Here is an 18,646-nt window from a genome sequence, read left to right as displayed (position 1 = left end):
CCTTACTCAAGCATAGCAAGGAATTCAGCTTCCGAAATAGTGCGAATGCCAAGTTCGGCGGCTTTGGCGGCTTTGCTTCCTGCGCCTTCTCCGCAGACAAGAAAATCGGCCTTCTTTGTAATATTCCCGTACACCTTCGCACCGTTCTCTTCCGCCGCTCGTTTGGCCTCTGTGCGGCTCAGCTTTTCAAACGTTCCAGAGAAAACCACTGCCGTGTTCGCGAGTGGGCGCTTGTCATCAGGATCAAAGCCATTGGTCGCGGCGCTAACCACGGGGGTGCTTTCTGACGGCTGCTTCTGAGAACCCTGCATGATCCGCGCCACGCCTTTTTTGATTCTTTTCAATTCGGCTTGCGCGTCTTTGAGCGCCTGCTCCTGTTGGCGCATCCGCGTGATTGCCTCTTCAAGAGGGGTGCCGGAAATGAGTGCGGGAACGGTTTTTACATCGTGAGTGGCGCGAACAACGTCACGGCCATCACCATCAATGATGGCCAAGCGGTGCTTGCAGTAGCTGCCCATCGCCGCAGCAGGGCAGGTGCAGGTAAGTGCCGGGCCATTGCTCTCCTGGGTTACCGTCACGTTGTACATGTTTTCGCTGGATCTGCTCTCAATCAAAAATTCCAAGATGCGCTCCTTTCTTGTGTGCAAAGCAAGGGGGGTAGCGGGTCGCACGTGCGAGGTGCGGCCCGCAATCAATCGGTTAAATCTGTCCGTCCGTTATCCATCAGGGGTTGCGTGGGGCAAGTGGTGGCGAGCAGCTGCCGCACCAGAGATTTCATTCTGCACTTTCCTTCCTTGGGTGCGGGATGAAACAGCGCGGCAGGGGTCGAGACCTGCCGCGCATCACCGGACAAGCGCCGGGAGAACCTGCCGCTGGGCATCACGGGACAGCGGAACAACAAGACAGCACTGACAACCGGACCTGGCGCGCCCCTCAGGGGGAGAATTTAGCCGGTAGGTGCCGTCACCGGGGCGCAAGCAGGCGCCAGAGGCGGGTTCACCCGTCACTGCCAGTTATTCAGCAGAGGGCAGGCTAATGGGGAAGCGCTGTTCTTTCCAGCGTCGGAAAAATGACGCCTACCTGACCTTTGACAAGCGGACCTATCCGCCGCTCTTCCGCCATCTGGCACCGCGCGTGAAGTTCTGGGAACCGTGCGCGGGCCGGGGTGACATGGCCCTTGAACTTATGGCCCAAGGGCACGAGTGTGTCGTCGCTACCGACATTCGGCCGCAGGATGAATGGATCTTCCGCGCCGATGCGCTGACCGCAACGCCGGAAGAGATCCGCGCCACCGGTGCCGAGGTGATCATTACCAACTCGGCTTGGACGCGGCGGATCCTGCACCCGATGATTGTTCAGTTTTCGGACGCGCTGCCGACATGGCTGCTGTTCGATGCTGATTGGGTTCATACCGCCCAGGCACAGGCGTATCTGCCTCGTCTTCGCAAGGTCATATCCGTAGGCCGCCTGTGCTGGATCGAGAACACCAAACAGACCGGCAAAGACAACGTTGCGTGGCATCTGTTCCAAGAGCCAGATAACGCGCCCACCGAGTTCTACGGGAGGGCGTCATGACCGACCTTATCGTCGCCAGGGTTGAGCGCCTTTGCCTGCTGACGGACGCGCACAAGGCCCGCAGGGGCCACCGCAGCACCGCGCGCATCATGAACGCCTGAATGTCGTCACGGCCCACATAGCGGCTGCTGATGGCGACACAGGCCCCGCAGGAGCCGCCAAGCGCGCTGGGCGCAATCAATCGAGCAGCAGGAGAGAAAGATGAGCCAGCGGATCAGAATCCGACGGCGGTCAGGGTACTCCACAATTCCAAACGCCGTCATTCGTGACACGTCCATCACCGCCGAGTCGCGGCTGATGCTCTGTTACATCATGTCGTGCAGTGAGGAATGGGTTTTCTACCGTGAAAAATCCATGGAAATCCTTGGGTGCAAGAAAGACAAATATCAGCGCATCATTCGCGAGCTGAAAGCAGCTGGCTACCTGATCATCCGCCCCAAACAGGGAGCCGATGGGCGCCTTGATGGCTATGAATGGGAAGTGATCGATGAGCCGTCAGCACACGATAGTGGAGAACAAGCGGGGAACGCACCACAAGATGTAGTCGGGGCGTCTTCGCACCGTGAGCCGGAAAAACCGGCCCCCGGTGAAATTGCCGCTGAAACTGGTCACCGTGAGCCGGAAAAACCCGCCCGCCGGTAAAACCGGCCCCTTAAGAAAGAACAACAAACAAAAAGAAAAACAAATAAGTTGCGCGGCTGACGCCCCGCACAAATCCGATTTTGATTTTGATGGTTTCTTTGGTGAGTTCGTCAGCGTCTATCCCCGGATGGGTGACCACGAGGAGACCGAGGAATCGCTGAGAGAAGCGCTAGGCGCCGGTGTTGAACCGAAAGAGATCCTGGCAGGGGCCCGGGCCTATGCCGTCGAGCAGGTCGGCAACAAGCCGCGTTTCATCAAGTATTCCGAGAACTGGATCGACGAGAAGCGCTGGCGCCAGCACGTGACCGCTCCGGTCGAAACCGTTGATCCGCAGAAGGTGCTGGAAGCACGGGCCCAGGAAATCCGGGACCGCAAGGCTTGGGCGCGGACCATCAAGCCCAGTCAGGCGGGCGAACGCATCGCGGCCGGGTTGGTGACAGCGGCGGAATGCCAGGCGGCGGGGATCAACGTATGAACAGCCCGCACCTCGACCCGGCCACCCATGGCACCAAGTTCGGCAAGATCACCGTCACCGTAGATCTGGACCTTGGCGATTGCATTATCATCGCCCCGGGCAAGGGCCTGGTCGGCCAGGAGGTGCCCAGCAGCAAGCGGTTCAACAGCCTCGACGAGATCGCCGGGGCATACCGCACTCAGTGCCAGCTCGCCGCCTCCGCCGCGGACAAGCACCCGAACGCCCAGGACATGGCCAACGCGCTCAAGTTCGCTGGCCGGAAGCTGAAAGACCATCAGGAAAGGAAGCGGTAGAATGCTCGATTTCGACGAGGCACCAGAAGGATACAACGAATGGGTGAAGTCTGGGGCGGCCGGTGCCTCCGCTCACGCCATCACCGCGCATCTGGTAGGCGCAGGAAGCCAGGACGGCAGCTATCCGCTCGATGCGGGGGACTTTGGCCGTTGCGAGAAACTGCTCGACATGGTGCCCAGCCTGCGCGGCGAATTGCACCGCATGGCCGAGGTCAACGCTTACTGGGCGGCGCTGGCGGCACGCTGGGAAGAAATCCGGGGTAGCTCTGAAAGGACTGCGCTGATTAAGGAAATCGTTCAGCCGCTTCAGAAGGCTGATCCGGGGCATATTACGTTTGGTGCTGGCGCGCACGTCCGCGTCGGCGCGAATTCCTTCCAGGGGAAAGACGCGGCGCCCGCCGCTGGCCAGCTCAATTCCGAAGGTGACGCGCTCTATTTCCGTGCCGCTGCAGTGGTGGTGAAGGAACAGAAGGCCAGCACGTCTTACATCCAGTGCAAACTTTCCATCGGCTACAACAAAGCTTCACGGCTCATGGAAAGGCTGGAAGAGGCCGGGATCGTGTCTGTCGCCGACAAGGTGGGCAAGCGTGAGATCGCCACTGTTGAAGCCATCCTGGATGCCATTGCATTGCAGGCTGCCATTCCGAAAGACGCTGACCGCGAAACCGTCGTGCAGATGCTGGCGGCAGCTTCTGACGATATCGCCTCCCGAGCACTCAAGGAAAAGCATGAGGAACAGCGACAGAAGAGCGGTAAGCCCAAGATGAAAGCCGACCCTGATTTCGAGGACGCGTCGAATTCCACATATCGGGCCACCGCCAGCGAGCTGCGCCAGTTCATTGAACGCTTTGAACGCCTGGACGAGGAAAAGAAGACCATCGCCGAACAGCAGAAAGAGGTGATGGCAGAGGCAAAGGCGCGCGGGTACGACACCAAGGTGATGCGCAAGATCATCGCCCTGCGGAAACGCGACAAGGACGATATCGACGAAGAAGAGGCGGTGCTCGAAATGTACAAAGAAGCGCTGGGCATATGAGGGCACCATGACAGACTGATTGACAGCAGAGCAGTACCGCAAGGAGCTGGAAGGCACACAGGAGCAGGATAAGCGCCGTGTGCGGGGAACCAAGCGCACCACCACACCAGACGGCATAACCCACGACAGCAAGACAGAGGCCCAGCGCTGGGCGGAACTGCTGCTCCTGCAAGAGGCAGGCGATATCTGCGGTCTGCGTCGCCAGGTGGAAATCCCGCTGCAAGGTAGGGATGGCCCCGTCATGACGGACAGCGGAAAGAAACAGCGCGTTTACCGGGCTGACTTCACCTATGTCGACAAACGGCTTGGCTGTGCCGTGATCGAGGACCGCAAGGGCCATGAAACTGAGAAATTCAAACTCGTGAAGGCCATTCTTGCGGCCCAAGGCATCGAGATCTTTATCACCAAGGCGAAAGGCTGACGCATGGGGGTGGTCGAGGATCTGAAGGCAGAGAACAAGCAGCTGCGCGGACTCTTGGATCAGGCGCAACGCGCTGGGCGCCCAGCGTCGCAACGTCCAGCACCGGCAGAGGTGGCCGCACAGCTCGATTTGCCGGATGTGGTGCGTTACCCCCTGGCCGAGTTCGCAGAGGGCAGCGGTACGCGCTGGGCGCTAGGCAGCGAGGGCTTGCCCGGAACCCTGAACGCCTGGACGTGCCCGGCGCATCTGCTGCCATGGCTGGCGCAAACCTGGGGCGTCGACCTGTGGTTCGACGACTGGCCAGAGAATACGCAGCGCCGGGCGATTGCCGAAGCGCCGAGGCTGCAGCGCCAGAAAGGCACCATGGCCGCGGTGCGGGGCTATCTGGACCTTGTGGGCGCGAAAGTGACTTACACTCGCGGTCCGTCCGATCTGGCTTTCGCCGGTGGGCTGACCGATGAGCAGCGCGCCGATTGGCTGGCTCGCTTGCCAAGCTCCAGAAGCAAGCCTTCGGGAAGTCATCAGAGAAGATCGAAAGGGAGATCGCCCAGCTCGAACTGGCGCTGGAAGACCTGCTGATCGTAACCGCCGAACAGCAAGACGAACCGCCCGAGGAGGAGGATGCCGAGCCTCCCGCCACCGATCCCGGGACCGCCGAGGTGCGCCCCCGTCGCAGGCCGCGGGTGTCGGACGAGACACCACTTGAACGCCGTGAGCTTGATCCCGGCACCTGCTGTCCCGATTGCGGGGGTGGTCTCCGTGTGGTCGGCGAGGATGTGAGCGAACTGCTCGACATGGTCGCTGCGCAGATGAAAGTCATCCAAGTCGCGCGGGTGAAGAAGTCCTGCCGCCGGTGCGAGAAGATGGTGCAGCCCGCCGCCCCGAGCCGCCCCATCCCCGGCAGTATGGCCGGGCCTGCTGGCTCACGTGCTGGTCTCCAAGTTTGATGGCCACGTGCCGCTCTACCGCCTCAACGAGATCTACGCCCGCATGGGTGCGGCCGGGGCATGAAGGTGCTTGAGCCGGTCATCGAAAGGATAGAAGCCGAGGTCATGGCGGCACCGTTGCTCCACGCTCCCTCTCGGCAGCATCCTTCGGATGCGCTTGCCGGGCAATGGATGACACACCGATCTGCGTCCTGGATCGGTCCCGCCGGGACCGCGGCCTGGGCAAAGGGGTCAAGCAAGGCCGGGGCTGGGCCTACGTCTCGGATCAGAGGCCCTGGGCCGGCACGGCGCCGCCCGGCGTGGTCTACCGCTTCTCACCAGACCGGAAAAGGGAGCGCCCCCGTCAGCATCTCCAAGACAGCGGCGGCACCCGGGACGATGACGCAGCGGGCGCCAGCGACCCAAGTTATTACTACGCCAAGATCGGCTATGAAAATGAGTGGTTCAACTGGGGGAAAACCGGTGTCGGAGTGCATTACTATGACGGCGAAGACTTCAATGTCACCGGGTCCAGCGCCAAAGGCTGGGGGATCGGTGCGGTTCAGAAGGTCGAGAACCTCAATACCGATATCTACCTGACCTATCAGATGTATGAATATGAAGATGCGGCAGCGACTTATCAGGATCTGACCACTTGGGTCCTGGGCGCACGTTGGAAATTCTGATCCAGCGAGGCGCAGCGCATTGAAATGCCCCGGTTGTCCGGGGCGTTTTTTGCCGGTCGCCGCGGCGCTGCCCTGTGCAAAAATGAATGCAGTATTGAGCGTATGCGCAGGGTTGCAGAAATTGCATGGCCACTCTGATCCTGACGATTGGGTGAAAGTGACCTTCTTCACCTAACGCATTGTCCGTAAGCGGTTTCTTGCAGGCTGAAAATTGCTGTAGGCAAAAACTCGCCTATTCATTTTCTCTGATCCCGGGGTGAATTTTCAACCCTGAAGCGGCGGAAAAACGCGTGATAGCTCCTGGCTCAAGCAGCGGTCTCAGGGATGGAGAGACCTGCTGCTGACGGAACAGGAGACCTGAAGATAATGAGCATTAAATTTGCAGCGCGAGCAGGCGCGGCCTCTTTGGCAGCAGCGCTTGCAGCCCCGGCATTTGCGGGCCCGACTTACACCAATGACACCGGCGGCAGCTTCCGCTGGTACGGGCAATTCAACCCGTCGTTCCAGTCCTTTGATGACGGGCAGGATGACTTTAACCGCCTGGTGGACAACGAGGCATCCAATTCGCGCATCGGTTTCGAATTGGAGCAGGCCTACGGCGAGAATACTCTGCGGTTCCGCTTTGAGACCGCTTTCGGGTTTCGCGGGTCTGACGGGGTCAGCCAGCTGACCACTGGTGATAACGTAAGCTGGGACCGCACCAACATCCGCCATGTTGATTTCCAGTTCGACACCGCCAGCTATGGCCGCTTTTCCGCGGGTCAGGGCTCGATGGCAACCGACGGCATCACCGGCGCGGATTTCTCGGGCACTGGCCTCGGCGCCTCCAACTCTGTTGCCGACTCCGCCGGCGGCTATGCTTTCCGCACCACTGGCGGCGCTCTCAGCGGTGTGGATATCGGTGATGCCTTCACCGATCTGGACGGCGGCCGCCTTGGCCGGGTTCGCTATGACACCCCGGAACTTGCGGGCTTTACCCTGTCCACCTCTTACGGCACTGACGTGCTGAAAGACGCAAACGACCGCGAAAGCTATGACGTGGCGGTGCGTTGGGCCAATGATGACGCTGCCGGCTTTGCCATCGACAGCGGCATCGGCGCATCCTGGACAGAAGAAACCGGTAAAGCCGACCAGCGCGATATCTCAGGCTCGTTTGCGGTGCTGCACAAGGCTACCGGGCTGTCGCTGAACTTGGCTGCGGGCGAGCGCGACATTGCAGGCACCTACGCCTACGTCAAGCTGGGCTACAAGGCGGATCTGATCTCGGCGGGCTCTACTGCGTTCTCGGTTGATTACTATGACGGCTCGGACATGGTCACCACCGGTGACAGCGCCGAGTCCTGGGGCGTGGCCGCGGTCCAGAAGATCGACGCATACAATGTAGAAACCTATCTGGCCTACCGTGACTATTCCTATGCCGATACCAGTGCTGCCACCTATCAGGATGCCAATGTGATCCTGGCCGGCGCCCGCTGGAAGTTCTGAACCTCCCTCCCTCGGTTGCAGAACGGAAACACGCCCCTTTGCGGGCGTGTTTTTCTTTTGCGCGGCCCGGAAATCCGCGGGATTGCGCGCGAAACCGGCAATGCCTCTTGCGCCGCGGCGCCTGGGGAAATAGAAGACCGCAAATTGTCTGGGGGCGCCTGCGCGCACGCGCCCCGAATCTCTATGGGGTATAGGATGCAGGTCACCGAGACGCTGAACGAAGGTCTGAAACGCGGCTACGCCATCACCGTCACGGCTGCTGAGCTGGACGCGAAGGTCAACGACAAGCTCGTCGAAGCACAGCCGGAAGTCGAAATGAAAGGTTTCCGCAAGGGCAAGGTGCCGATGGCGCTGCTGAAAAAGCAGTTCGGCCAGCGCCTGATGGGCGAAGCCATGCAGGAAGCCGTTGACGGCGCCATGAACAAGCACTTCGAGGACAGCGGCGACCGTCCGGCGCAGCAGCCCGACGTGAAAATGACCAATGAAGATTGGAAAGAAGGCGACGACGTCAACGTCGAGCTGGCCTATGAGGCACTGCCGGAAATTCCCGAGGTCGACTTCTCCGGCGTTGAGCTGGAAAAGCTGGTTGTGAAGGCCGAAGAAGAAGCCGTCACCGAAGCGCTGACCAACCTGGCCGACACAGCCAAGGAATTCGAAGCCCGTGAAGAGGGCGCAGCAGCTGAAGACGGCGACCAGGTCGTAATCGACTTCCTGGGCAAGATCGACGGCGAAGCCTTTGAAGGCGGCGCAGGCGACGATTACCCGCTGGCACTGGGCTCCAACTCCTTCATCCCCGGCTTCGAAGAGCAGCTGATCGGCACTAAAGCCGGTGAAGAAAAAGACGTGACCGTGTCCTTCCCGGAAGAATACGGCGCTGAGCACCTGGCCGGCAAAGAAGCTGTCTTCACCTGCAAGGTGAAAGAGGTGAAAGCCCCGAAAGCGGCTGAGATCAACGATGAGCTGGCGGCCAAATTCGGCGCTGACGATCTGGACGCCCTGAAAGCCCAGATCACCGAGCGTCTGGAAGCCGAATACGCCGGTGCCGCCCGCGCGGTGATGAAGCGCGCGCTGCTGGACCAGCTGGACACTCTGGTCTCCTTCGATCTGCCCCCGTCGCTGGTCGAGGCCGAAGCCAAGCAGATCGCGCATCAGCTGTGGCACGAGGACAACCCGGAAGTCGAAGGCCACGATCACGCCGAGATCGAAGCCACCGACGAGCACAACAAACTGGCCGAGCGCCGCGTGCGCCTGGGCCTGCTGCTGGCCGAGCTGGGTCAGAAAGCCGAAGTCGAAGTGACCGACGCCGAAATGACCCAGGCGATCATGGCGCAGGCGCGCCAGTATCCGGGCCAGGAACGCCAGTTCTTTGAATTCATCCAGCAGAACGCCCAGATGCAGCAGCAGCTGCGCGCGCCGCTGTTTGAAGACAAGGTTGTCGATCACATCGTCGAGCAGGCGAAAGTTACGGAGAAAGAAATCTCCAAGGACGATCTGCAGAAAGCTGTCGAGGAGCTGGACGAGGAGTAATCCTCTCAGCCCTCAGCATTACGGAAAGGCCGCCCATGGGGCGGCCTTTTTCGTTTGCGCGCAGGTGACTATAGAACAACCCGTTCCTGCAGCCATAACAAGGACGGGTAGGCGGCCAGCCAGATCCAGAAGAACCGGTTCAGCCCGAACAGGCAGGCATTGGCCAGATGGAACAGCGCTGCGGTGAACAGCGCCAGGACCAAAGCCTCGCGGCTGAACAGGGCCAGCGGAAACAGCACCTCGAACAGCATCACGGCCCAGCCCATGGCCCACAGCAGCCGTGGGCGGTCCGCCAGCCCGCGCAGGTCCTCGCTGACCGGATAGGCGGAGAAGCGGAACACGTCCTGAAGCGCGCGGCCGGAACGCCACTCCGGGTTCACGATCTTCACCTGGCCGGAAATGAAGTAGCAGATCACCAGCTGCCCGGCGAGATAGGCGAACGCATATTCCTGCCACTGTTCGGACGGCAGCCAGCGGGCTGCAGTAAGGCAGCAAAGAACCAGAAGGCTCATCTTGTCGCTGCCGCCGTTATAGGGGCCTTGGAACCGCTGCAGGATCAGCAGGCCCAGACCGAGCAGCCCCAGCAGCACCCAAGGTGTGGCAATGCCGAACAGCAGAAGCCCGGACAGCAGGAGGCGCGGTCCGTAAATCACCTGTTCATTCCGGAAGCCCGCCAGATGTTCGGCGCTTTGCTGCAGGAAGGCAAAAGCCAGCAGAATTTCAGTTGTGCGCAGGGCCAGCTCCAGGCTCATGCGGATGCCATCCCGGCAATCAGAAACGGGTCGGATTGGTAGGTGACAGCCTTGACCAGCCGGCCGTCCTCATTGCGGTCGGTGAAGACCAGCCGGAATTGCAGATAGGGCAGGCAGGCACCGGGCGGCAGCGTGCGCTCCAGCTCGGCGGAGATGCGGCGCAGGATTTCCTGCTGGCTGTGGCTGCTTGGGGTTAGCGTCAGCCGTTCTGCGCAGCTGACCACGAACAAGGTTTCGTTCCAGCGCGGGTTCCACAGCATCCGGCAGGCCATTGCCCAAGGCGTCAGGTACTGCGGGCGGGCCCTGAATTCATGCCACTGCGCAGCAACGCCTGTGGCCGCGGCAAGCATAGCCCATTCCACCCGCGGCGACGGGTCGACCGATTTGAAGAAACGCCAGGACGGAATCAGCGCGGGCAGCAGGAGGTTCAGCAAGGGCAGCATGGCGCCAGTAAACCGAAGAACGGTTAGAATTCTGCTAAAACCCCGGCTGTTTCACGGCGCAGGGCTCCCGCCCGTCCTTGATACCTTTCTGCGAAAGGCACCGCGTCCCGTTGGGCCGGGCAGCGCCCCGCCGGGCGCTGCGGCCGTCTGCGGCGCCGGGGGATCAGGGGCGCAGGCCGGTTTCCTTCAGCATGCCGCGGCGCTTGGCCTCGTGGTAATAGCCGCGCGAATAATGTTTGACGGCCTGGTCCTGGCTGCCGTCGGAGATCAGCCAGGCACCGCGCAGATATTTCACCGAGAATTGCAAGTTGGTGTCAGCATCCAGCAGATCCTTGGGCTTGCCCCTGAACCCCATCGAGCGCGCGGTGGCAGGAAGGATCTGCAGCAGCCCGTAATAGGGCCGGTTCACCGCATGGGGCCGGTGAGTGCTTTCGCGCACGGCCAGCCGGTGCACCAGGCTGCGCGGCACCTCGTAATGATCGGCCCAATAATTGATCTTTTGCCGCAGTTCGGGTGTTTCATTGGGAAAGAGCGGCGGCGTGTGCTGAACCGCCTTGGGAGGCGAAGCTGTGCCTGCGCAAGCCGCCAGAACAGCGGCGGCAAAAAATGAAATCAGAAGGTTCCGGCGCGTCATGCAGCCTCCGAAAGCAGGGGGGTTGAACGCAGCTTAACCGCATTGCAGCGGGCTGCAACGGTTCCCTGCCGCCGCTGCGCTGCAACCGGCAGGGAACCGCCAAACCTGTTAGGGAGTCTGCCGCGCAACCAGGCCCGGGCGATACCTCCCAGACTGGATCAAACTTTAATCATTAGACATTTGTTAAATATGGCTCCCTACTACATATTGAGTATGCGCATTGAGGCAGAACCAACCCTCAGGGCAGTTAGCCCCTCACGCCTGTGGGGCTGCTGACCAAATCGGGCAGAGGGGACCGCGGCTGTTTCCCAACTTTTCCGCGGTCCCTATAAGCGCCGGGTAACTCTTGAAACACGCATCCGCCTCAACTGATGCACGAGGCGCCGGTCATCGGATGGCCGCGGTTCTTCCTGCAATTGATGTTCACAATGTGCTGGCTGCACTCTTTGCCAACCGTGCTGTCTGCCGCTCCGAATACCCTGCGGATGACAGCGCCTGCATCAGATCTTGCTTGGCCCGGCGCCTAGCCGTCGTTCAACGCCATCCAGGCAGCGCTGGAACAGGTCCGCGCCAAACCGGGCAGCTGCTGGTCCGCTCACAGGCGTGCGCCTTTGCCGCGCTTTATTGATCTTTGGACTGTCAGCCTGGCGGCATTCCAGAGTATGTCCTGCCGGACCGGAGCCCGTCCCGGGAAGCGGGCTGCCCAGCAGATCCCGGAGGCGCGAAAAACCCGCTTCCAGGTTTGATCATCCCCTGCGGCACCGGGTCGGAAATCGCCTCGGTTTTGAAGACCGGCGTGTCGAACCTGTGCCCGCGCAGCAGCCGGAACAACAGCCGGCGGCGCAAGGCCAGTTCCTCTTGCTCCAATGATTTTTCCATATCACGTCCCCGTTTTTCTCTCTCCCGGCACCATCCTGTCAAAGGAGGGCAAACAGGAGGTTTATGGGGGAGGTGTATGTTTCTACAACTTAGGGCATCTTTTCAAACTGTTAAGGTAAAAAAGAAAAGGCCGCTCAATCGAGCGGCCTTTTCCGTGTTTCCCTGATCCGGCTGGATCAGTTGGTTTCTTCGCCAGCGGCGTCAGCAACCGGCGCGTCGTCGTCGTCTGACGCAGCGGAACCGATATCGTCGAACAGTTCGGAGATCTCGTATTCAGCAGCGGCTTCCTCTTCGGCGGCCAGCTCCTGGATCGATTTACCGGATGCCTGCAGTTCGGCTTCTTCAACCGAGCGGGCAACGTTCAGATTGATGACGGCTTCGACTTCCGGGTGCAGTTTCACGGAGACCGAGTGCAGGCCGAGGTATTTGATCGGAGCGATCAGGACGACCTGTTTCTTGTCAACGGTGAAACCGTCCGCGGTTGCGGCATCGGCTGCGTCGCGCGGAGTGACCGAGCCGTACAGCGCGCCCGCGTCCGATGCGGAGCGAATCACGATGAACTGCTGGCCGTCCAGCTTCGCTGCCAGAGCCTCGGCCTCTTTTTTGGTTTCCAGGTTGCGCGCTTCCAGCTGCGCTTTCTGGTCCTCAAAAGAGGCGATGTTGGCCTCAGAGGCGGTTTTCGCCTTGCCCTGCGGCAGCAGGAAGTTGCGGGCGAACCCGGGCTTCACGTCAACGACGTCGCCCATCTGGCCCAGCTTTGCAACGCGCTCAAGAAGGATAACTTGCATGTGCTTATCTCCTTACTTCACGGCGTAGGGCAGCAGGGCGAGGAAGCGGGCACGCTTGATAGCACGGGCCAGCTCACGCTGCTTCTTGGCCGAAACGGCGGTGATGCGCGACGGCACGATCTTGCCGCGCTCAGAGATGTAGCGCTGCAGAAGGCGGGTGTCTTTGTAGTCGATCGCCGGTGCGTTGTCGCCCGAGAAGGGGCAGACTTTGCGGCGGCGGAAAAACGGTTTGGCTGCCATGGTTTAGCGTCCTTTTCTCAAGCTAAGATCAGCGGCGCTCGCGACGGGTGTCGCGTTCATCGCGTTTCTGCATCTGGACCGAGGGGCCTTCCTTGTGCTCGTCGACCTTGATGGTCAGGACGCGCATCACGTCGTCATGCAGACGCATCAGGCGTTCCATTTCCTGAATGGCGCCGGCAGAGGCGTCAGTCTTCAGGAAGGAGTAATGCCCCTTGCGGTTTTTGTTGATCTTGTAGGCCATCGTCTTGACGCCCCAGTACTCCTGCTCGACCAGCTTGCCGCCGTTGTCGGACAGAACAGCACCGAAATGTTCGATGAGGCCTTCAGCTTGCGAGTTGGACAGGTCCTGACGCGCAATCATGACATGCTCATAGAGTGGCATGCGAACTCCTGTTTGTGTCTAGGCGCATTTCATAGAACGGGCATCAAAGCTTCCGCTGCCCGGTCACGAGAGGCTGCGCGGATCGAAAATGTCGCGGAAGCAGGGCCTCCTATACAGGCTGCGGCTGAAAGAGCAAGGCAAAAGGGCGGTTTCAGGCCACCGGCAGCCGCCGCCGCCGCAAAACCGCAAGGCCGCCGCATTGATGCCGCAAAACAGGTCTTCACTCCTTAACGAAGCCTTAACGCGGAAAGCAGCCGCGGTGCCGGCGCATCCGGCAGGGGCAGCTTGAGAAAGGGCAGTCGAATGGCAGTGACAGATCAAACCCCGCCGCAGTTAACCCGCGCCCCTGTGGCCAATGCCTTGGGCGCGGTGGCGCGCGCGGTGCCGCTGAGCTTGCGGCTGGAAGCAAACTGGAAGCTGCGCGTTGTTCTGCTGCGGGTGCTGGGGGCGGCAATGATCCTCAGCTCCACCGGGCTGTGGCTGGTTCCGGGCGCGGGTGCAGATCCCGAGATGAACCTGATCCGGATCGGCATCTCGGTGGTGTTTCTGCTGATCGGGCTGGTGCTGATGACTGCGCACGAGCCCGGCAGCCGCCCCGAGGCGTGCTTTGATCCGGTGCGCCGGGAGTTGCGGGTGCTGAAGCGCGATGAGCGGGGCCGTCCGCGCACCGTGTTGCGCCGCAGCTATGACACGCTGGGCGGGGTGCGGCTGACAGCGGCAACGGTGCAGATGTATGAAACCGACGGCAGCCTGCTGATCGAGCTGCCGATTGGCTCCGCTGCACTGCGCAGCCAGCTTCGCGACCAGCTGAGCGGCGCGGTGCGGATCCTGACCTGACCCCTCATCGCATTCGCGCGAGGCAAACCCGGCTGCCTTTCAGCCGGGTTTTGTGTTTGCGCGCACACAGATAGTGTTGGTTTTTGCGGGCTTCCTTTTTGGCGCCGCGCGCCGCATCTGTAGCCTCATGATTTATTCTGACGGAGCCTTTCCCATGAAAACGACCCTGTTCGCTGCCGCCCTGGCTGCTGTTGCCGCAACCGGCGCTGCTGCCGCCCCGGAAAAATACGTGCTGGATTCCAGCCACAGCCAGATCTTGTTTGACTACAATCACCTGGGCTACTCGACCACCTACGGCCTGTTCTCGGGTTTTGAAGGCGAGATCATGTTCGATCAGGAAGATCCGGCAGCCTCCAGCGTCTCGGTGACCATGCCGCTCAGCATGATGTTCACCGGCTGGCAGGCCCGTTTCGACCATTTCATGACCAAGGATTTCTTCGACGCAACCGAAGACGAAACTGTCAGCTTCACCTCCACCGCGATCGAAGTGACCGGCGACAACACCGCCAAGATCAGCGGCGATCTGACCCTGAACGGCGTGACCAATCCGGTGGTGCTGGACGCCAAGCTGAACCAGTCCGGCGATCACCCGATGGCGAAAAAACCCTGGGCCGGGTTTGACGCCACCACGTCGGTTCTGCGCTCGGAATACAACCTGGGCCAGTTCGCACCTTTCGTCAGCGACGAGGTGAACATCAAAATCTCAGTCGAAGCGTTGAAGGCCGACAGCTAAGGCTCAGCCGCTGCTGCGCAAGGCTCGCCGCCAGCTCCTCCGGGGCTGGCGGCGTTTTGTTGTCGGCCACCGGTCCAGCAATGGACCCTCCCCAAAGCGTGACAGGAGTTCATTGGAGTTTTCCCAGGCATTGCGGCAGGCTGTAGCCGGCCCCTCCGGCCGCTTAAGAAAGGAGGCACCATGTTTCGCCTAGGCTATTTCGTGTCAGCCGGTGCGGCATTGGCCCTTGCTGCCAATCTGGCGTTCACACCACCGGCCGCCGCCCATGATTCAGGCCGTGATACCGCCCGCGCCATTGCCGGGCTGATCGCTCTGGGACTCATCGCAAAGAATCTGAATGACCGTAATGACCGCCACCGCGGCTACACGCATTCATATCAGCCGCGCACCTACTACCGGACCCATCGCGGCCACGGCCATTACGCCGGCCGCCACCGGAACCATGACCGCGGCATACACCGCCACCGCACCCGTCACGGCGGCTACTACCGGCACCGTCACTGACATCCGGATGCGGTAAAACCTGTTGAGCAGAAACAGACCGTCTGAAACGGCACAGCGCCGCGCGTCAGCGCGGCGCCCGGCCCAAGGCTGCCAGGGGGATCAGCCCGCTGATCACCCGAAGGCGCGGGAGGGCGCCGGCCCCGGATCGAACAGCGCCCGGATCACTTCGCCCGTTTGGCTTCCAGCTCCACCTGCACATCAACGGCAATCCCCAGAGAGCTTTCATCCGGCAGGCTTTTGCCAACGCCGAAATCGAGACGGTCCAGGGTCAGCGTGCCGGCCATTTTTGCCGTGTCTCCCTGCAAATCCAGGCTGAAGGGCAGGGTGACTGGCACCGTCTGCCCCTTGATGGTCAGGGTGCCGGCTGCTTGATACCCCACGGCCAGCTTTTCGATATCCGCCTTGAACAAGGCGGTCGGGAAATTGGCGCCGTCAAAGTAATCGGCGCCCATGGCCTGACCGGCAACCGATCCCAGCTCCAGAGTCGGGATCGACACTGTCACTTCCACATCACCCGCGGGTCCCGGACCAGCAGTTTCATCAAAGTTGATCACGGCGGTCCACTCGCCGAAGCTGCCCGAAATGACGCTGCCCATCTGGGTGACAGACAGGCCCAAATTGCCGGATTGGACCGCCCAGGTTCCCGTTGCCGCAGGGGCCGCAGCCACTACCGGGGCCATGATGCCTCCCGCACCGAGATCCTGCTTCTCGGCCTGGCTTTGACTCTGCCCGCCATAGACACCAATTACTGCGCCGCCCCCCAAGGCACCTGCCCAGGCCGCCAGCGCCGCCAGCACCGGCACCAGACTGTGGGTTTGCGCGGGCGGCTGCGGCAGATCTGCGCGGCCCGGCAGCATCCGGCGCAAAGTTGCGTCACGGTCAATCACATGATGTTTCAGCGCCCCGGCAATATGCAGCCCCAGCGCGGCGGCCAGGGTCCAGACCAGCACCCTGTGCAAGCCTCCGAAAAAACCCGCCATGTGGTCGGATTTCGGCACAAACGGCAAGCTCTGCCCGAACGGCCACCAGATCGGCGCAAAGCCGGTGGTCGCGGCATGATGGATCCAGCCCGACAGCGGTACCGCCACCAGCGAGCCGTACAGCAGCCAATGCACCATCTCCGCCGCCAGCGCCTCCGCCTTGCGGTCCGGATGCAGCAGGCCGGGTTTCGGCTGGCTCAGTGCCCACAGGATCCGCAAAAGCGCGGTAAAGAATACTGCGACGCCAATGGTCTTGTGCAGCGAGAACAATAGGGTGGCCCGTTCAATCACCGCCTGGCTGCCGTCAAACCCGGGTCTTTGGATTTCATAAGCCAGCTCATTGGCGGCATACCCCAGCGGAAAGGCCGAGAAAATCAGCAAGGCGGTCAGCCAGTGGAAACTCTTGGCGACACTGCCGTAAGAGGTGAACGTGTTGGCACGGGACATTGGCGCGCATTTCCTTGTCAGATTCCGGTGGCTTTAACCTAACTCCGAGGGGCTGCGTTGCAACGGCAGGGTTTGTCAGCCGGCGCACAGCCTTGGTGCGCAAAGTGCGGCTTTGCTTGTACGCAGGGGAAAGGCCCGTTAAATCAGGCAAAACGTTAAAACAGACGAGGTCTTCAATGACGATCGCATTTGTGTTCCCGGGACAGGGTGCCCAGACCATCGGTATGGGCAAGGCGCTGGCCGAGGCATATCCGGCTGCCAAAGCCATCTTTGACGAGGTGGATGACGCTTTGGGTGAAAGCCTGAGCCAGCTGATCTGGGAGGGCGACATAGAAACCCTGACCCTGACCCAGAACGCCCAGCCCGCCCTGATGGCCACCTCGATGGCCGCCATGCGCGCCTTGGAAGCCGAAGGCGTCACCATTGAAAAAGCCTCCTTTGTGGCCGGCCATTCCCTGGGTGAATATTCAGCGCTGGCTGCGGCGGGGTCGATTTCGGTGGCCGACACCGCACGGCTCCTGCGCACCCGCGGCCTCGCGATGCAAAGCGCCGTGCCGGTGGGCGAGGGCGCAATGGCCGCGATCCTCGGCCTGGACCTCGAGGCCGTGCGCGCCGTGGCCGAGGAAGCAGCCCAGGGCGAGGTCTGCCAGGCCGCCAACGACAATGACCCCACCCAGGTTGTGGTCTCCGGCACCAAGGCCGCGGTGGAACGCGCCGCGGTGATCGCCAAGGAAAAAGGCGCCAAACGCGCGGTGATGCTGCCGGTCAGCGCCCCGTTCCACTGCGCTCTGATGCAGCCCGCTGCCGACGCCATGGCCGAAGCGCTGGCCGGTGTGGACATCAAATCGCCGGCTGTGCCGCTCATTGCCAATGTGCGCGCAGACGCGGTGACCAGCCCGGATGAAATCCGCGCCTTGCTGGTAGAGCAGGTAACCGGTTCCGTGCGCTGGCGCGAAAGCGTGCAGGTCATGGCGGCCAAGGACGTGACCGAGTTCTGGGAGATCGGTGCCGGCAAGGCGCTGTCCGGCATGATCCGCAAGATCGACCGCGCGCTGGCCTGCCGCCAGGTGGGCAGCCCGGAAGACGCCCAGGCCGCCGCTGCCGGGTAACCGGAATTTTGCAAAAATTCCGGCCCGTTTTCCGCGCCGGAAAACGGCGCCCGTTGCGGGCCGGTGCTTTCATAAAGGAAATGACATGTTTGATCTGACTGGCAAGAACGCCCTTGTGACCGGCGCTTCGGGCGGCATCGGCGGCGACATCGCCCGCGCGCTGCACGCAGCCGGCGCCACCGTGGCGCTGTCCGGCACCCGCGAAGAGCCGCTGAAGGCATTGGCTGCAGAACTGGGCGAGCGCGCCCATGTGGTGACCTGCAACCTGTCGGATGCGGAGTCGGTAGAGGCCCTGCCGAAACAGGCGGCTGCCGCCATGGGCTCGGTCGATATCCTGGTGAACAACGCGGGCATCACCCGCGACAACCTGTTCATGCGCATGAAGGATGAGGAATGGCAGAGCGTGCTGGACGTGAACCTCACCTCCACCATGCGGCTCTGCCGCGGCGTTCTGCGCGGCATGATGAAGGCGCGCTGGGGCCGCATCATCAACATCTCCTCTGTGGTGGGCGCCACCGGCAACCCGGGGCAGGGCAACTATGCCGCCTCGAAGGCCGGCATGGTCGGCATGTCGAAATCGCTGGCCTATGAGGTCGCCAACCGCGGCATAACGGTGAACGCGGTTGCCCCGGGCTTTATCGCCACCGCAATGACCGACAAGCTGAACGATGGCCAGAAAGACGCGATCCTGACCCAGATCCCGGCGGGCCGCATGGGGGAATCGAAGGAAATCGCCTCAGCCGTTCTGTACCTGGCCAGCCAGGAAGCAGGCTATGTCACCGGCACCACGCTGCATGTGAACGGCGGTATGGCAATGATCTGACCGCGGCGTCAACCGCTGCATCCCCAAGC

Annotated in this window: 23 protein-coding genes and 2 pseudogenes; 16 read left to right on the top strand and 9 right to left on the bottom strand. The window is 61.6% G+C overall.

Translation table 11 applies throughout. The features are described from left to right. Nucleotides 1–2: 2 nt before the first annotated feature. A complete protein-coding gene (locus AQUI_RS28485; protein WP_156916885.1) occupies nucleotides 3–623 on the bottom strand; it encodes a BRCT domain-containing protein in 621 nt (206 codons plus the stop codon). A 412-nt stretch (nucleotides 624–1,035) separates the two neighbouring features. Between AQUI_RS28485 and AQUI_RS28480 the strand changes: the two genes are divergently transcribed. The 11 genes and pseudogenes from AQUI_RS28480 (at nucleotide 1,036) to tig (ending at nucleotide 9,066) form a co-directional block, all read left to right on the top strand. Next, entirely contained in the window at nucleotides 1,036–1,575 is a 540-nt protein-coding gene (locus tag AQUI_RS28480) for a hypothetical protein (protein ID WP_035920115.1), read from the top strand. 201 nt (nucleotides 1,576–1,776) lie between these two features. Further along, a complete protein-coding gene (locus AQUI_RS29430; RefSeq protein ID WP_156916884.1) occupies nucleotides 1,777–2,217 on the top strand; it encodes a helix-turn-helix domain-containing protein in 441 nt (146 codons plus the stop codon). Then, the gene (locus tag AQUI_RS29425; RefSeq protein ID WP_156916883.1) at nucleotides 2,162–2,692 is read left to right on the top strand and encodes a hypothetical protein; all 531 of its coding nucleotides are present in this window, start codon (nucleotides 2,162–2,164) and stop codon (nucleotides 2,690–2,692) included. Before AQUI_RS29430 ends, AQUI_RS29425 begins: the two co-directional genes overlap by 56 nt. Then, entirely contained in the window at nucleotides 2,689–2,985 is a 297-nt protein-coding gene (locus tag AQUI_RS0120210) for a hypothetical protein (RefSeq protein ID WP_035920114.1), read from the top strand. The genes AQUI_RS29425 and AQUI_RS0120210 overlap by 4 nt, the downstream gene beginning before the upstream one ends. Nucleotide 2,986: 1 nt before the next feature. Then, a pseudogene (locus AQUI_RS32070) lies at nucleotides 2,987–3,571 on the top strand (DNA translocase FtsK); the annotation flags it as partial. A 177-nt stretch (nucleotides 3,572–3,748) separates the two neighbouring features. Next, nucleotides 3,749–4,021, top strand: coding sequence for a DUF2312 domain-containing protein (locus AQUI_RS32065; protein WP_027259132.1), 273 nt, complete (start codon nucleotides 3,749–3,751; stop codon nucleotides 4,019–4,021). Nucleotides 4,022–4,040: 19 nt separating this feature from the next. Further along, complete coding sequence (locus tag AQUI_RS0120200; RefSeq protein WP_027259131.1) at nucleotides 4,041–4,442, top strand: DUF1064 domain-containing protein; 402 nt, start codon at nucleotides 4,041–4,043, stop codon at nucleotides 4,440–4,442. Nucleotides 4,443–4,553: 111 nt separating this feature from the next. After that, nucleotides 4,554–5,021 (top strand): phage tail protein I, encoded by a 468-nt coding sequence (locus AQUI_RS30215; protein WP_245596951.1) that lies wholly within the window; start codon nucleotides 4,554–4,556, stop codon nucleotides 5,019–5,021. After that, nucleotides 4,928–5,772 (top strand): annotated as a pseudogene (locus AQUI_RS32305) (IS66 family transposase); the annotation flags it as partial. The gene AQUI_RS30215 and the pseudogene AQUI_RS32305, both read left to right, overlap by 94 nt. A gap of 648 nt (nucleotides 5,773–6,420) precedes the next feature. Continuing rightward, nucleotides 6,421–7,539: a porin gene (locus AQUI_RS0120190; RefSeq protein WP_027259130.1), complete on the top strand. Its 1,119-nt coding sequence runs from the start codon at nucleotides 6,421–6,423 to the stop codon at nucleotides 7,537–7,539. Between the two features lie 195 nt (nucleotides 7,540–7,734). After that, nucleotides 7,735–9,066, top strand: a complete 1,332-nt coding sequence (gene tig / locus AQUI_RS0120185) for a trigger factor (RefSeq protein ID WP_027259129.1) — start codon at nucleotides 7,735–7,737, stop codon at nucleotides 9,064–9,066. A 68-nt stretch (nucleotides 9,067–9,134) separates the two neighbouring features. Here tig and AQUI_RS0120180 read toward each other — a convergent pair whose 3' ends face one another. The 7 genes from AQUI_RS0120180 to rpsF form a co-directional block, all read right to left on the bottom strand. Continuing rightward, nucleotides 9,135–9,818, bottom strand: coding sequence for an HTTM domain-containing protein (locus tag AQUI_RS0120180; protein WP_027259128.1), 684 nt, complete (start codon nucleotides 9,816–9,818; stop codon nucleotides 9,135–9,137). Beyond that, a complete protein-coding gene (locus tag AQUI_RS0120175; RefSeq protein WP_035920113.1) occupies nucleotides 9,815–10,261 on the bottom strand; it encodes a hypothetical protein in 447 nt (148 codons plus the stop codon). Before AQUI_RS0120175 ends, AQUI_RS0120180 begins: the two co-directional genes overlap by 4 nt. 163 nt (nucleotides 10,262–10,424) lie before the next feature. Continuing rightward, complete coding sequence (locus AQUI_RS0120170) at nucleotides 10,425–10,895, bottom strand: lytic transglycosylase domain-containing protein (RefSeq protein ID WP_027259126.1); 471 nt, start codon at nucleotides 10,893–10,895, stop codon at nucleotides 10,425–10,427. A 639-nt stretch (nucleotides 10,896–11,534) separates the two neighbouring features. Beyond that, nucleotides 11,535–11,774 carry a hypothetical protein gene (locus AQUI_RS0120160; protein ID WP_027259125.1) on the bottom strand — a complete coding sequence of 80 codons (240 nt, stop codon included), beginning with the start codon at nucleotides 11,772–11,774 and terminating at the stop codon, nucleotides 11,535–11,537. Between the two features lie 176 nt (nucleotides 11,775–11,950). Continuing rightward, on the bottom strand, nucleotides 11,951–12,562 hold the full coding sequence (rplI, locus tag AQUI_RS0120155; RefSeq protein WP_027259124.1) for a 50S ribosomal protein L9: 612 nt from the start codon (nucleotides 12,560–12,562) through the stop codon (nucleotides 11,951–11,953). Between the two features lie 12 nt (nucleotides 12,563–12,574). Further along, a complete protein-coding gene (gene rpsR / locus AQUI_RS0120150; RefSeq protein ID WP_005852865.1) occupies nucleotides 12,575–12,802 on the bottom strand; it encodes a 30S ribosomal protein S18 in 228 nt (75 codons plus the stop codon). 28 nt (nucleotides 12,803–12,830) lie between these two features. Further along, nucleotides 12,831–13,184 (bottom strand): 30S ribosomal protein S6, encoded by a 354-nt coding sequence (gene rpsF, locus AQUI_RS0120145; protein ID WP_027259123.1) that lies wholly within the window; start codon nucleotides 13,182–13,184, stop codon nucleotides 12,831–12,833. Between the two features lie 303 nt (nucleotides 13,185–13,487). On the opposite strand from rpsF, the gene AQUI_RS0120140 reads away from it, so the two are divergent. From AQUI_RS0120140 to AQUI_RS0120130, 3 genes are all read left to right on the top strand, one after another. Beyond that, the gene (locus AQUI_RS0120140; RefSeq protein ID WP_027259122.1) at nucleotides 13,488–14,021 is read left to right on the top strand and encodes a hypothetical protein; all 534 of its coding nucleotides are present in this window, start codon (nucleotides 13,488–13,490) and stop codon (nucleotides 14,019–14,021) included. A 154-nt stretch (nucleotides 14,022–14,175) separates the two neighbouring features. Continuing rightward, complete coding sequence (locus AQUI_RS0120135) at nucleotides 14,176–14,754, top strand: YceI family protein (protein WP_027259121.1); 579 nt, start codon at nucleotides 14,176–14,178, stop codon at nucleotides 14,752–14,754. Between the two features lie 180 nt (nucleotides 14,755–14,934). After that, nucleotides 14,935–15,258, top strand: coding sequence for a hypothetical protein (locus AQUI_RS0120130; protein ID WP_027259120.1), 324 nt, complete (start codon nucleotides 14,935–14,937; stop codon nucleotides 15,256–15,258). A 161-nt stretch (nucleotides 15,259–15,419) separates the two neighbouring features. Here the strand turns inward: AQUI_RS0120130 and AQUI_RS0120125 are convergent, their stop codons facing one another. Beyond that, nucleotides 15,420–16,685 (bottom strand): cytochrome b/b6 domain-containing protein, encoded by a 1,266-nt coding sequence (locus AQUI_RS0120125; protein ID WP_027259119.1) that lies wholly within the window; start codon nucleotides 16,683–16,685, stop codon nucleotides 15,420–15,422. 176 nt (nucleotides 16,686–16,861) lie between these two features. On the opposite strand from AQUI_RS0120125, the gene fabD reads away from it, so the two are divergent. Both fabD and fabG read left to right on the top strand, forming a co-directional pair. Next, the gene (gene fabD, locus AQUI_RS0120120) at nucleotides 16,862–17,794 is read left to right on the top strand and encodes an ACP S-malonyltransferase (protein ID WP_027259118.1); all 933 of its coding nucleotides are present in this window, start codon (nucleotides 16,862–16,864) and stop codon (nucleotides 17,792–17,794) included. Between the two features lie 85 nt (nucleotides 17,795–17,879). After that, on the top strand, nucleotides 17,880–18,617 hold the full coding sequence (fabG, locus tag AQUI_RS0120115) for a 3-oxoacyl-ACP reductase FabG (RefSeq protein WP_027259117.1): 738 nt from the start codon (nucleotides 17,880–17,882) through the stop codon (nucleotides 18,615–18,617). Nucleotides 18,618–18,646: the final 29 nt, after the last annotated feature.

This window comes from Leisingera aquimarina DSM 24565, from assembly GCF_000473165.1.
Classification (GTDB): Bacteria; Pseudomonadota; Alphaproteobacteria; order Rhodobacterales; family Rhodobacteraceae; genus Leisingera; species Leisingera aquimarina.
The sequence above is the reverse complement of the archived record's forward strand: the minus strand, read 5'-3'. Positions and strand labels throughout refer to the sequence as shown.